The organism is Parabacteroides timonensis, assembly GCF_900128505.1.
In the GTDB taxonomy this organism is placed as follows: Bacteria; Bacteroidota; Bacteroidia; order Bacteroidales; family Tannerellaceae; genus Parabacteroides; species Parabacteroides timonensis.
The window spans coordinates 581,775-596,251 of sequence record NZ_LT669941.1 but is presented as its reverse complement, the minus strand read 5'-3'; the positions used below and the strand labels follow the sequence as shown (position 1 = coordinate 596,251).

Genomic DNA, 14,477 nt, shown 5'->3' with positions numbered 1-14,477 from the left:
AACCATGAAAAAAAGAATGCTCTGCATGGCGGCTATCGCTGCTGCTTTCCTCTGTTTCGGAAACGATGCAAACGCACAGAAAACGATCAAGTTGTTCAACGGGAAAGACCTTTCCAACTGGAACTTTGTCGTCGACAAAAATTCCGTTCCGGCCGAACAGGTTTATTCCGTAGGCGACGGTGTGATCAAGATCAAAGGACAGCCTTTCGGTTACATGTACACGAAAGAGAAATACGACAACTATAAGTTGCATGTGGAATGGCGTTGGCCGAATGGTGACCAGGGTGCGAACAGCGGTATTTTCCTGTTGATCGCCGAACCGAAGAATCCGTTCCCGAACGGCATCGAATGTAACCTGATGTTAGGCAGTGCCGGTGATTTCGTCCTGTTGGGCGGTTCCGACCTGGCACAGTATCAAGGCAAGCCCGGCGAACCTCGCCCTGGTTTCCCGGTAGTGAAAAAGAACGCTCCCAGCAGCGAGAAGCCTGCCGGAGAGTGGAACGAAGCCAACATCTACGTGAAAGACGGAAAGATCAACGTCTACATCAACGGCGTTTACCAGAACACGGGATGGAACAAGCAGAAAGAAGGCTACATCGGCTTGCAGAGCGAAGGGAAAGAAGTGGAGTTCCGTAATGTGACGCTCACTCCCTGGTAATTTATGGAATACATCATCAGACAAGAGACGGAGCAAGATCACCCGGCTATCTACGACCTGATCCGGACGGCCTTCGAAACGGCGAAAGTCAGTGACGGGGATGAACAGGATTTCGCTGTCAATCTAAGGAATAACAGTAAATTATACATTCCCGAACTGGCGCTGGTAGCCGAAGAAGGTGGCAAGCTGATCGGTCATATCATGTTGACCAATACGTATATCACCCAACCGGACGGCAACCGGTTCGATGTCCTATTGGTTGCTCCGCTTTCGGTCGCCCTGGAATATCGAAGCAAGGGTATCGGCGGCGCACTTATGCGGGAAGGTCTGAAACTCGGCAAAGAGATGGGATATAAGGCGGCATTCCTGTGCGGCGATCCGAATTACTATCACCGGCTCGGCTTTAAGTCGATCGCTGATTTCGGACTGACACACAAGAGCATTCCGGCGGAATATGTCATGGGATACGAGTTAGTCCCCGGCAGCCTGAAAGGGATTACAGGGGAAGTGCGGGTTGAATAAACAATTCCGAATCAGTCTGAAAAAATAACCGGCGGATCTTAGAGTTTAAGATCCGCCGGTCAATAAAAGTAAAGCAGGTTTCTCAACGTAGCAACTACGACCAAAGTCTCACCAACAGTCCAGCCAAAACCACCCGTAAAGATTGTCTTCGATAAGCTCTCCACGTTTGAAGTTATTGATCAACTCCACAAATCTAACGTAACAATTTAGCTTCTTCATTGTTGTATCTAAGTCAACAATAAAAACGAACGCCAACATGAGACTGTACAGATCATTATATCTTCTTCTGCTACTATTGGTTATGCATATAACGGGGCAGGCGCAATTACAAAAGGTTATCAAGGATATTTTTTCGGCTGACGAAATAACGACGGAGCATACCGACTCCGACTCTATCGATTCGTCCGGGTTACAAAAATACGATGCGACTTTCAAGCTGAAAAGCGGACAGATACAGAAACTCGACTCGCTGCGGAAAGAGTCGGTTGCCAAAGAGAAAGAGATGAAATATCACGACAGCTGGTGGCAGACGGGGAAACATATCCTTTATTTCGTATTGGTATTGCTGGGGCAATTCCTGCTGTTCCGCCTATCTTCCTGGCTTTACAAGAAACTGAAAAACCGTATCCAGCAGTTGAAAGATACCAAGCTGAAACCGATCTCCATACAGAATTATGAGATACTGGATACGCAGAAACAGGTCTCCCTGTTGATCTTCCTGGCGAATATCTTTCGCTATCTCCTATTGTTCATCCTGCTGGTTTTAACGATACCGATCCTTTTCTCTATCTTCCCGCAGACGAAGGAACTGGCATATAAGATCGCCTATTATATCTGGAATCCCGTAAAGGATATTCTGGAAGGCATCCTCGGCTATATCCCTAATCTTTTCACGATCATCGTGATCTGCCTGGTTATAAAATACGTCATTAAGGGCATCCGGTATCTTGCCACAGAGATAGATGCGGGAAGATTGAAGATTAATGGTTTTTATTCGGACTGGGCGATGCCGACCTATCATATTATCCGGTTCCTGTTGTATGCTTTTATGATCGCGATGATCTATCCTTATCTGCCGGGAGCCAATTCGGGAGTCTTTCAGGGAGTATCTGTTTTTGTCGGGTTGATAGTCTCGCTCGGCTCCAGCACGGTAATCGGGAATATTATTGCCGGGTTCGTGATTACTTATATGCGAGCCTTCAAGCAGGGCGACCGGATCAAACTGAACGATACGGTGGGCAATGTGATCGAAAAGACCGCCTTCGTCACCCGTCTGCGCACCATCAAGAATGAGATCGTGACGATACCGAACTCCTTCATCATGTCATCACAAACAGTCAACTATACATCGTCGGCACGCACCTACGGGCTGATCATCCACTCGGAGGTAACAATCGGTTATGATGCCCCCTGGCGCAAGGTGCATCAACTTCTGATAGATGCCGCCAAAGCAACACCCGGAGTGATGCCTGAACCGGCTCCCTTCGTTCTCGAAACGGCCCTGAGCGACTTCTACCCTGTCTACCAGATCAACGCTTATATCCAGGAGGCGAACAATATGACGACCATCTATTCCGCCCTTCACCAGAATATCCAGGATTATTTCGATAAGGCAGGTATAGAGATCATGTCGCCCCATTACACGGCGTTCCGGAATGGTAATGCTTCTACGATCCCCAAGGAAGAAGAGACGAAAACGAATTAAGCAGGCTGACTACCTATCTGTGCCCTTTTCCATTTGACGAAGCCGTCGATGGGTTTGTCGAGTTGGAAAAGGAGACGGTCATCAGCAACGGTTATCAGGACGGCGGAGGGAATCAGAGGGAGACGCATGTGGTCTACGTGGAAAGAGGCTTTCATGATGATTTCACAACCGTCGTAGACAGCCTCTTTGGCGAGGGTCACCGGAAAATCCTTTGCTACCAGATAGTATGCCGAACGCTCATAAGCACACCAACAATCGTCTTCCAGATAAAGGTAGACGTATTTGTCGTTATCTACTTCATTAAAATAAATCAAGTCTATGTCTGTTACCTGTGTCATAAGTTGGTTGTTTTTCGAGAGATTGTTTGTGAAATTCGTACCATGTTCGTTTTTAGTAGAAAAACAGTACTATTTACCCTGATTTTATCGCTTTTATCCGGTGATCGTTTTCCTGTTGCAAGAGCCACTGTATTCGTTAGGCTACGCAGAGGCTTAGTTCGGACGATTGCCAGGGGATAAAAGTGCTAGAATCATAGTTCACGTAGGACTATGTCACGATAAGAGGACAGACTTTTTATAGATGATAAACAAGAGATTTTGTCGCATGCGGACTCACATTTCACCAAAATGAGGCAAAGTGTACATGAAAGCAGAACGGCTCCGGCAAAATTTCCGGATACCGAATGTGTACCGTCCTCTGTGAGACAGGCGAAAAAAAGGAACAATCAGCACCAGAAGCTATTTCAGGCAGGTCTTTACAAAATAAAGCCTAAGAATCAATTCTTTTAAAATAAATATATATCTTTGAGCACAGAAAAAAATAGTCCTACGTGAACTAAGTTAACTTTTCTTCGGGGGAAATTATAGGGAATTATTCATATTTTCCCAAAAGAAAACCCCGACGTTTGGCCGGGGTTTATATTTCTACGCTAAAACCGTCAAAAAATAAGCTATAGAGTTATACTAAGAAGTTCGTTCGCGAACTTATGCAACCCGTTGGAGATACGTTCGACTTGTTCACGGCGAGGTTTGCTCTTATGGTTCAAATAATTGGATAATTGTTTTTGATTTATACCTGTGATCTTTTCAAGACCCGACAAGGAAAGAATACCGGAATAATATTCCAGAAAGCTTTGTACATCCAGTTTAAATTCCAACTTATACTCCCCTTTTATTTGATCCGGCCACTGTGAAACCGGCAGATCGGACTTGATAAGTCGTATCGCTTCCAGTATATTATCTTTCACAGCCTGGATACTGTCGCCGGCTCCATAGATGCCATCACAGTTATCAGAATAGCCACTGAAATAATCGGAAGTCTTCTCAATAACAATCTTAATCGTTTCCATATCTTTCATTTAATTGTTTATCCTTACTGAAGTATAGGGCTTAAATTCCATACTTTTTAATAATCTTGTTCGCTAATCCCTTACCCATTTCTTTTGCTCCATGGTAAGGAATCGGTTCTGACTTAATCCCGTTCTTTTCATAGAAATAGTGAGAACCCTCGGCATAAAGGAATTTCCATCCTGCCGCAATAAAACGTCTGTGAAGTTCTGTTGATTTCATAACTATCACTTATTGTTTTACATTACAAATGTAGCAATATTTCTATTGATACAACAATAATAATAGAAATATTACCACGATTTCATATAATCCAGAGGGGTTACAGCTGAAAGTATTTCAAACTGCCATTCAGTAGTCATCGAAACATATATTCGTGAGATTTTAGGGTACGGAGGGCTTTTAATCTGTATTTTCATAGTTATTCATGTTTTAATTAAACAGAAGCAAAGATAAGAAATACAAATGATATAAACAATGCGGCCTGTCCCCTTCGCAAATCCGGGAACAGGCCGCACATGATCTTATCCTCGACTGATCAGAACGGAACCTCGCTGCTGCTGCCCTGGTTCAGGAAATCTGCACCGGCAGGCGGTATCGGAGGTAACGGATCCTCACTGTTCATATTCGATGAGAACTCGCGCACGGCAACATCCTCATCTATATTCATAAACTTCGCATAATCGCCTTTAAACCGCAGACGCACATCACCTGTCGCACCGTTACGATGCTTGGCGATAATGATCTCTGCCAGGCCGACCAGCGAGTTACCACGCTCATCTTCCGTGATCTTATAATATTCCGGACGGTGGATAAAGCAAACCATATCCGCATCCTGCTCGATCGCTCCTGACTCACGAAGGTCGGCCAACTGCGGACGCTTTCCTTCGGCTCCCTGACGGCTTTCCACACCACGGTTCAACTGCGACAGTGCGATGATCGGTATGTTCAACTCCTTCGCCAACCCTTTCAATGAACGGGAGATCGTACTTACCTCCTGCTCACGGCTACCGAAACTCATACCACTCGCATTCATCAACTGAAGGTAGTCGATGATGATACATCGTACCCCATGCTCACGCACCAGACGGCGAGCCTTGGTACGCAACTCAAACACCGAAAGACTCGGCGTATCGTCCACATAGATAGGTGCGTCATACAACTCCTTGATCTTGAAGTCCAGTTGTTCCCACTCATAACTTTCCAAACGTCCGCTCTTGATCTTCTCGCCCGGGATCTCACATACGTTTACGATCAGGCGGTTTACCAACTGGACGTTACTCATTTCAAGCGAGAACAAAGCAACCGGCACATTATGATTCACCGCCATATTCTTCGCCATGGAAAGTACGAACGCCGTCTTACCCATCGCAGGACGAGCAGCGATAATGATCAAGTCGGAATTCTGCCATCCCGAAGTGATCTTGTCCAGTGCATCGAAACCGGTACGCGTACCGCTCAGACCTTCCTTCTGGTTCGCCGCTTTCTGCAACAAATCCATCGCATCCTTGATAACGGGATTGATCTGGGTTACGTCCTTCTTTACATTCCGCTGGGATATCTCAAACAGTTTACCTTCCGCTTCCTGCATCAGGTCTTCCACGTCGATCGTCTCGTCAAAAGCCTTTCCCTGGATCATCGCAGTGAAAGAGATCAACTCTCTCGCCAGGTATTTCTGGGCGATGATACGGGCATGATATTCGATATGCGCACTACTGGCAACCTTGCTGGTCAGCTGCGAGATATAAAACGGTCCGCCCACCTGATCCAGTTCGCCGCGTTTCCTCAACTGCTCCGTCACCGTCAGCATGTCGACCGGCCGCTGGCTGGCTGCCAGATCCACAATAGCCGCATAGATCATCTCGTGCGACTTTTCGTAAAAGCATTCCGGCTTCAAGATCTCACTGATGATCGAATAAGCATCTTTTTCAAGCATCAAGGCACCTAAAACGGCCTCTTCCAACTCACGAGCCTGTGGCTGCAGACGTCCCATATCAGACACTACAACAGGTTTTTGTTTCCCCTTTCCGGAGTTTCCTCTTCCGGTATTTTTAGTTCCTTCTGCCATTCTCTTTAGTAATTTTCGAATGCCAAAAATACGATTTTTATTTGGTATTCATTCCTTTTTTCTACCTTTGCAGCCGTAAAAAGTAATTAACTAATTATGGACGACAGTATTCCGCGAGAAACATTAACAAGTAAAAATTAGCGGACGGAGGTTTCTTATTACCTCTGTTCGTATCAACAACGAAAGGAGGCAATAATGAGATCGTTTCTTTATTGTGAAGCCGGCTTTGTGGAAAAAGACAAGTGGCTTCCCGACTGCTGGGTAAATGTAGAATGCCCTACCCCCGAAGATATCCAATACCTTTTAAACCAGTTTCACGTACCCCAATCATTCTTGAGCGATATCGAAGATACCGACGAACGTCCGCGTATCGAGTATGAAGGGAACTGGTTGCTGACGATCCTGCGTATCCCGGTACAGAGCACCGAAAGCGGTATTCCTTTTACAACTGTCCCGATCGGCATCATCACGAATAACGAGATCATTATCTCCGTCTGTTATCATAAGACGGAGTTATTGCCCGATTTCATTCGTTACAGCCGGCGTAAGGAGCTCGTCGTACGTCATAAATACGACCTGATCCTGCGACTGATCCATTCGTCTGCCGTCTGGTTCCTGAAATATCTGAAACAGATCAACAACGAAGTGGCACGTGCCGAAAAAGCGCTGGAGAAAAGTATCCGTAACGAAGACCTGCTGCGGTTGATGAAGCTGGAGAAAAGTATGGTTTATTTCAATACGTCCATCCGTGGAAATGAAGTGATGCTCTCGAAGCTGCAAAGTATTTTCCAGGAGCCGATGTATATGGATGCCGAACTGGTGGAAGATGTGGAAACCGAATTGAAGCAGGCGCATCTCACAGTGAACATCTACAGCGATATCCTTACCGGAACGATGGATGCCTTCGCCTCCATCATCTCCAACAATGTGAACACCATCATGAAACGCATGACCTCCATATCGATCATCCTGATGGTTCCGACACTGATAGCCAGCTTCTACGGCATGAATGTGATCAACTATGTAGAAGAACTACCGCACGGATTTGTCGTGATCGTACTCTTTTCCATCACCTTGTCGGCACTGGCATTCTTCATCTTCAGGAGGATCAAATGGTTCTGATACATCTCCAAAACAGATAAGATTAGGGGCTGCAGTAAGATATATACTACAGCCCCGTTTCATTTGTTTGACAGAAAAAGATATTTAATGCTCCTTCGCCACATATATGCAAAGGAGAGAACATACGGCACAGACAACAAAGACGATCCCCGTCGAATGCATCAGGTTTCCCATGCCGACCAAAGGAGAAACAACCCCGCCGAAAGCGAAAGAAACCGATCCCAGCAATGCAGACGCACTCCCCGAATACATCCGTCCCTCATCCATAGCCAGTGTCGTGGAAGAAGTGAAGCAAAGCCCCAACGAAAAAAGGATACAAAGCATAAACACCTCATACACCCAGAAACTGCATCCGGCAAACAAAGCAACCATCTCACACACGGAAAAGACCAGCAACCCGATACTCCCGGCAAGCGTCCCGTTCTCCACCCGCTTAAATTTCACAGCCAACGCAGCAGCTATCACCACCGCCAGCGCATTAACCCCGAAACAGATACTGAAATCGAGCGGTGTAAACCCATAATGTTCCTGCATAATAAACGGTGCAGAAGCAATATTGGCAAAGAGTGCAGCCTGGGCGAACCCAAGCTGCAACATGTACCCCATGTAAGGACGGTTTCCAAATAAAGGTTTGAAGTTCCGGAAAGCATGTAGAAAACTGGATGAAACACGCCTTTCGCGGGGTAATGACTCCTGATAATAAAAAGCTGCGAATAAAATCAGCGTGCCGATCAACAGCAAAACGCCGAAAATACCTTTCCAACCGGCTATCCCCGTCATTGTACCACCAACGACCGGTGCGAGTACGGGTGCCACCCCATTGATCGAACCGATAACCGCCAACATCTTCGCCAGTTCATGCCCTTCGAACATATCCGTAGAAACAGAACGCGAAATAACAATCCCTCCCGACGCAGCAATGCCTTGCAGTAACCGGAAAACAACGAACTGATATATATCGGATGAATATATACACCAGAAAGTAGCTACGATAAAGAGCAGAAGCGACCACAACAACACGATCTTCCGCCCGTATTTATCGCTCAAAGGACCAAAAAACAACTGTCCTACCGCCAACCCGATCATACAGGATGTCAGACTCAGCTGCACCATCGACGAAGAGGTCCCGAACCATTCGGCCATCGACGGAAAAGACGGCAGATACATATCGGTAGCGAACGGCCCGAAAGCCGTCAGCATACCGAGGAATAATAACAAGAAAACTTTATAGTTTATTCTATTTTGAACCAGGACTCTCATTCGCAACCTCCTCCTAACGCATTATATAGACTAACAACAGATTGTAACTGTGAAAAACGATCGGAAACCACATTCAGACGGGCACTCAACAGCGACTGCCGTGCGGTAAGCAACTCCAGATAAGTTGCATTCCCTGTCCGGTACAGCGATTCGGATGTTTGTACCGTACGTTCCAACTCTTTACATTGCCGTTGATGGCTGTCGAGTGTCCGCTTCACCGATTCTACGGCATACAGCGCATTATTCACCTCCTGCCCGGCATCCAGCAAAGCCTGTTTATAATTAAGCTGTGCGATCTGTTCTTCATCTTTCGATACACGAAGATTCGAGATCAGCTTCCCCCTATTGAATATAGGCTGTGTCAGCGAACCGATAGCCGATAGTATCCATCCGCCGGGATTTGTCACTACCTGCCCCAACGAATTGGTCCAGCCCACACTTCCCGTCAGTGTCAGATTCGGATAAAAGGCAGCCCGTGACTGGTTCGTGGCATAGTAAGCATTCGCCAGTTCCATTTCAGCCTGTACCACATCCGGACGTTTGGACAACAAGCGGAGAGGAACACCGGCATTAACCTCCTCCGGCAAGGTCTGTTCCGCCAGCGTACTCCGGGAGATGGATTGCGAAGTCATCCCTAACAGCGTACAAAGCGTATTCTCTGCCTCACGCTGCTGTCTCAATAAGTCGTTATGAGTAGCTTCCAGCTCATACAGACTGGCACGCGCCTGTGTTACGGCATTCTCCGTCTCCTCACCTACCCGTAGCTTTGCCTCCATAGTCCGCACCTGCTCATTCCAGATATCGAGCGTAGACTGGCTGATCCCGATCTGCTCATCCAACATCAACAAAGAATAGTAATTGTTGGCGACAGTCGCGATCAGTTCCGAACGAACCGCCTGCCGGTAAGCCTCCTGCTGTAAAAGAGTGGCCTGTGTCCCCTTCTTCGCATTACGCAGGCTACCGAACAGGTCGACTTCCCAACTGGCCTGCAAAGGCAACTCATACGTTTTCACACTCTTCGCCCCGTCCGTACGGCTGATAGTCCCTTGCGGCGACAAGGTCAGCGACGGAAGGAAAGAAAGACGGGCAGCCATCAACTGGGCCTTCGCCTCATCTACCCGCAGGAAAGCAACCTGCATATCCGTATTGTTCTCCAATCCGTAACGGATCAGGTTTTGCAATAACGAATCCTGAAACATCTCTTCCCAAGGAAGATCCCCCAGCGTCAGGGAATCTTCCCCGACAGCCGGGTTATCACGGTACAGGCTGTCGACCGGCAGATTGTCCGGCCGGTGATAATTCCGGTAAACCGAACAACCGCTCAGCAAAGCCGTACATATTATAATACTATATATGATCTTTTTCATTTTCTATCTTCTTTTCGTTTACCCATCACCCGCTCTTCAATATATTGGAATACGATAAAGAAAGCAGGCGTCACAAATAATAAAGCAACGGTTCCGATAACCATCCCTCCGACCGTTCCCACACCCAGCGAACGGTTACCATTGGCCCCCACACCCGAAGCAACCATCAGCGGCAACAAACCGAACACCATCGTCAACGCCGTCATAAGGATCGGACGCAGGCGGACAGAAGCTGCAGCCATCGCCGCCTGTGTCAGCGACATACCGGCCTGACGGCGTTCCGTAGCATATTCCGTCAACAAAATAGCCGTCTTTGAAAGTAATCCGATCAGCATGATCAACCCCGTCTGTAGATAAATATTATTCTCTATCCCCCACATCCGGGCAAACAGGAAACTACCCATCAAGCCGAAAGGAACGGATAAGATGACAGCCATCGGAATAAACAAGCTCTCATACAAGGCACAAAGTATCAGGTAAATGAACAGGATACATACCCCGTAAATAATCACCGTATCATGCGAGTTCGCCATCTGTTCCTCTTCCCGCGTCATACCGGAAAATTCATAACCATAACCGGTCGGCAATGTCTGGGCAGCCACTTCCGATACCGCATTGATCACATCACCCGAACTATATCCTTCGGCAGGCATCCCCTGCACATTGATGGATGAAAACATATTGAACCGTGTCAGCGACTCCGCCCCGTATGTCTTGGTCAGTTTTACGAACTGGCTTACCGGAGCCATCCCATCGGTCGTCTTCACAAAGATATTGTTCAACGACTGCATATCTTTACGGTAATCGGACGGTGCCTGCACGATCACCCGGTATATCTTCGTAAAACGGTTGAAGTTAGAGGCATAAATACTCCCGAAATACCCGGACAACACCGACAATACCTGATCGGTCGATGTCCCTGCACGCTGGCATTGTGCCTCGTCTACATCCACCCGGTACTGTGGGAAGTTCTCACTGAAAGAGGTATAAGCCATCTGCACCTCCGGACGTTTATTCAGTGCTTCCAGAAAATCATTAGTCACATTACTCAACGCCTCGATCCCTTTTCCCGAACGATCCTGCAGATAAAGCTCGAAACTGTTTCCCGTACCATATCCGGAAATCATAGGCGGGGAAAAGACAAATAGTTTCGCATTCTTGATATGTGCCGTACGTTTATAGATCTCGGCGGAAACAGCATCCACACTGTTCTCTTCACCCTGACGTTCATCCCAATGTTTCAGCTTGATGATAAACATCCCATGCGAAGCCCCGCTACCCGATCCCATACCGAAACCGGCTACCTTATTGAAATTGTCTATCTGGGGCAGATCCTTCAACTCTTTTTCCACCTCGTCCATGATACTAGCCGTTTCCGCCAGCGTACTTCCGGCAGGCGCATCCAGGCTGACAAAGATAGAACCTGTATCTTCCGAAGGAACCAACCCCGTCTTGGTAGTACTCATCAGATAAAAAAGTGCAACGACAGCAATCCCCCAGGCACCCCAGGCCATCCATTTCCGCTTAACGAAGAACTTAACGCCACTCTTATATTTAAGAACCAGTTGTTTGAAAGCCGAATCGAAAGCCAAACGGAAACGGGTGGAAAACTCCGGCTTCTTACCATCCACCAGTATCTCGTTCGGTCGCAGGATCAGTGCACAGAGTGCCGGTGAAAGCGTCAACGCATTGATAGCCGAAATACCTACGGCAACGGCCATGGTTATACCGAACTGGGTATAAAACACCCCGGAAGTCCCTCCCATAAAAGAAACAGGGATAAACACCGCCATGAATACCAGTGTAGAAGTAACGATTGCAGAAGAGATGCCGCTCATCGCATCCACCGACGCTTTGTAAGGCGAACGATACCCTTCATCGAACCGCACCTGCACCGCTTCCACCACGATAATGGCATCGTCCACAATCGTACCGATGGCAAGTACCAGCGCAAACAAGGTCAGCAAGTTAATGGTAAATCCCGCAATATACAGGACGGCGAACGTACCGATCAGCGACACGAAGATACTGATGGTAGGGATCAGCGTAGAACGCGGATTCTGCAAAAAGACATACACCACCAGCACCACCAGGATAATCGCCTCCAGCAAGGTCTTTATCACCTCGTTGATGGAAGCGTCGAGGAAGTTCTTGGTACTCATCAGTTCCACCACTTCCACATCTTCCGGCAGGCTTCCTTTCAGTTCTTCCAGATACTTATCTATTTCCTGGATGATTTCATTCGCATTCGTACCGGCGGTCTGGTTGATCATACAGGTACTTCCCGGCGCACCGTTCACCGTACCGGTATAGGAATAGCTTTGCGCTCCCAGCTCCACCGTAGCAATATCTTTCAGGCGAAGTACACGCCCGTCGTCATAAGCACGGATCACGATCTCCTCGAACTCCTGCTCCTTTTCCAACCGTCCGCGATATTTCAGCGTATATTGATAGACATTCTTGGAGTCCTCGCCGATAGCCCCCGTGGAGGCTTCTATATTCTGGCTGGAAAGTGCTGTTTCCACATCGCTCGGTTCCAGTTCGTACTGCGCCATCACATCCGGCTTCAACCAGATACGCATCGCATAGTCCCCTCCCATCACATTCACTTCACCGACACCGGAGATACGTTGTATCTGGGGTTTCACATTAATGCTCAGGTAATTGGTCAGGAAGGTCTCGTCGTATGTACCGTTCGGACTGTACAAACCGAAAATCTTCAGCATACTGCTCTGCCGCTTCATCGTTGTCACACCGACTTTGGTCACCTCTGCCGGTAACAGCGATGTGGCGGTAGATACTTTATTCTGTACATTCACGGCAGCCATATCCGCATCGCTACCCTGTTTAAAATAAACCGTGATTTCCGCGCTACCGGTATTGCTGGCGGTAGAAGTCATATAGGTCATATTCTCCACCCCGTTGATCGCCTCTTCCAGCGGGACGATCACACTCTTCTGTACTGCTTCCGCATTAGCTCCGCTATAAGTGGTAGACACACGGATCGTAGGCGGTGCGATGTCCGGATACTGTTCCACAGACAAAGCATACAGCCCGATCAATCCGGCCACCGTGATAACGACCGAAATAACCATCGATAAAATCGGCCGGTCTATAAATTGTTGTAGTTTCATAGTCAGTTCTCCTCTGTTTTAGTACCCGACACGACTGTACCGTCTTTCAACAAGCCGGCACCTTCCGATACGATCACGTCACCGGCCTTCAGTCCGTCCTCCACAATATATTCTTTACCGTCATTGACCTCAAATACCCGGATAGGTGTCGACACCGCTTTACCGTCCACCACCTTATAAGCGAAAATACGGTTCTGTATCTCGTAAGTACCGCCCTGAGGAATCACGATACATTTCTCCCGGTCGTAAGGCACGATCACATTGGCCGAACCTCCGCTCATCAGACGCTTTCCCTCATTACCGAATACCGCACGCATACTGACAGTCCCGGTCGTCTTGTCTATAATCCCGCTGATCACATCCACTTTTCCCTTTTGCTCATAGACCGTTCCGTCATTCAGCTCCAGAGAAACTTCCGGGAACGACTCCAACGCCTTATCCAGCGAACCATATTGGGCGGTCAGTGAAAGAACCTGTTTTTCCGTCAGCGAAAAATAAACATACATATCCGAATTGTCCGATACACGGATCAAGGGATCGGTCATCGAAGCACTCACCAGCGCCCCGATACGGTAAGAGGTCATACCGGCAAACCCATCCACCGGACTCTTCACCAGCGTATAAGACAAATTATTCTCCGCATCCCGCTTTTCCGCCTGTGCCTGAAGCAAAGCAGCCTTGGCACTCTTATAAGAATTTTGTGCCGTACGGAGTTCGAAATCGGAAATCACACGATCCTCATACAGCAACTGTTTTCCTTCCAGCGTCTGTTTGGCAGTTGCCTCATTCGCCTCTGCCGTAGCCACAGCCGCTTCCGCCTTCTGCAAGGCAGCTTCATAGGGAACCTGATCGATCACAAACAATACTTGTCCCTTTTGGACATGTGCCCCTTCTTCCACACACACTTGTGTGATCGTTCCTGAAACCTGCGGACGAACTTCCACATCCTGCTTTCCTTCTATCACTGCCGAATATTTGACAGACAACTGCCTGTTCTCCGGCTTCAAGGTCAATAAAGGGTAATTTTCACCTTCAACCTGTTGTTGCTCCTGTTGTTTACAAGCCACAAACAGCAGCAAACCTAAACCAATCGTAATAACACTTCTTGCCTTCATTTTCTTGCATTTGTTTTTCTCGAAGGCAAAAATAGAAGCTATCCTACAAGCGTCATTTGTACAATCCGCTCTCATATTTGTCCATTTTGCCCATCATTATAGATTATTAGCAAAACGTTTGTCTATTTAGCGCATAGATTTGCTCATTTTAGACATGATATAATTACATTCGCGAAAAAA

The 14,477-nt window shown here is 47.5% G+C and carries 12 protein-coding genes; 4 read left to right on the top strand and 8 right to left on the bottom strand.

The features are described 5' to 3' along the window. Positions 1–4: 4 nt before the first annotated feature. The 3 genes from BQ7394_RS10000 (at position 5) to BQ7394_RS09990 (ending at position 2,885) form a co-directional block, all read left to right on the top strand. Positions 5–658, top strand: coding sequence for a 3-keto-disaccharide hydrolase (locus BQ7394_RS10000; RefSeq protein ID WP_075557310.1), 654 nt, complete (start codon positions 5–7; stop codon positions 656–658). A gap of 3 nt (positions 659–661) precedes the next feature. Beyond that, a complete protein-coding gene (locus BQ7394_RS09995; protein WP_075557309.1) occupies positions 662–1,180 on the top strand; it encodes a GNAT family N-acetyltransferase in 519 nt (172 codons plus the stop codon). 256 nt (positions 1,181–1,436) lie between these two features. Continuing rightward, entirely contained in the window at positions 1,437–2,885 is a 1,449-nt protein-coding gene (locus BQ7394_RS09990) for a mechanosensitive ion channel family protein (RefSeq protein WP_075557308.1), read from the top strand. On the opposite strand, the gene BQ7394_RS09985 is transcribed toward BQ7394_RS09990, so the two are convergent. The 4 genes from BQ7394_RS09985 to dnaB form a co-directional block, all read right to left on the bottom strand. Next, the gene (locus tag BQ7394_RS09985; protein ID WP_075557307.1) at positions 2,882–3,223 is read right to left on the bottom strand and encodes a hypothetical protein; all 342 of its coding nucleotides are present in this window, start codon (positions 3,221–3,223) and stop codon (positions 2,882–2,884) included. The genes BQ7394_RS09990 and BQ7394_RS09985 overlap by 4 nt on opposite strands. A 611-nt stretch (positions 3,224–3,834) precedes the next feature. Further along, positions 3,835–4,233: a type II toxin-antitoxin system HicB family antitoxin gene (locus BQ7394_RS09975; protein WP_075559962.1), complete on the bottom strand. Its 399-nt coding sequence runs from the start codon at positions 4,231–4,233 to the stop codon at positions 3,835–3,837. A 40-nt stretch (positions 4,234–4,273) separates the two neighbouring features. Next, entirely contained in the window at positions 4,274–4,453 is a 180-nt protein-coding gene (locus BQ7394_RS09970) for a type II toxin-antitoxin system HicA family toxin (protein WP_075557305.1), read from the bottom strand. A gap of 316 nt (positions 4,454–4,769) precedes the next feature. Then, complete coding sequence (gene dnaB, locus BQ7394_RS09965) at positions 4,770–6,299, bottom strand: replicative DNA helicase (RefSeq protein WP_075557304.1); 1,530 nt, start codon at positions 6,297–6,299, stop codon at positions 4,770–4,772. Between the two features lie 195 nt (positions 6,300–6,494). On the opposite strand from dnaB, the gene BQ7394_RS09960 reads away from it, so the two are divergent. Beyond that, on the top strand, positions 6,495–7,421 hold the full coding sequence (locus tag BQ7394_RS09960; RefSeq protein WP_075557303.1) for a magnesium transporter CorA family protein: 927 nt from the start codon (positions 6,495–6,497) through the stop codon (positions 7,419–7,421). 84 nt (positions 7,422–7,505) lie between these two features. Here BQ7394_RS09960 and BQ7394_RS09955 read toward each other — a convergent pair whose 3' ends face one another. From BQ7394_RS09955 to BQ7394_RS09940, 4 genes are read right to left on the bottom strand one after another with little or no spacing between them, the layout of a single operon-like run. Further along, positions 7,506–8,681, bottom strand: coding sequence for a multidrug effflux MFS transporter (locus tag BQ7394_RS09955; RefSeq protein ID WP_075557302.1), 1,176 nt, complete (start codon positions 8,679–8,681; stop codon positions 7,506–7,508). Continuing rightward, complete coding sequence (locus tag BQ7394_RS09950) at positions 8,678–10,048, bottom strand: efflux transporter outer membrane subunit (protein ID WP_075557301.1); 1,371 nt, start codon at positions 10,046–10,048, stop codon at positions 8,678–8,680. Before BQ7394_RS09950 ends, BQ7394_RS09955 begins: the two co-directional genes overlap by 4 nt. Next, complete coding sequence (locus tag BQ7394_RS09945; RefSeq protein ID WP_075557300.1) at positions 10,045–13,182, bottom strand: efflux RND transporter permease subunit; 3,138 nt, start codon at positions 13,180–13,182, stop codon at positions 10,045–10,047. Before BQ7394_RS09945 ends, BQ7394_RS09950 begins: the two co-directional genes overlap by 4 nt. A gap of 2 nt (positions 13,183–13,184) precedes the next feature. Next, positions 13,185–14,297 carry an efflux RND transporter periplasmic adaptor subunit gene (locus tag BQ7394_RS09940; RefSeq protein WP_075557299.1) on the bottom strand — a complete coding sequence of 371 codons (1,113 nt, stop codon included), beginning with the start codon at positions 14,295–14,297 and terminating at the stop codon, positions 13,185–13,187. Between the last annotated feature and the right edge of the window lie 180 nt (positions 14,298–14,477).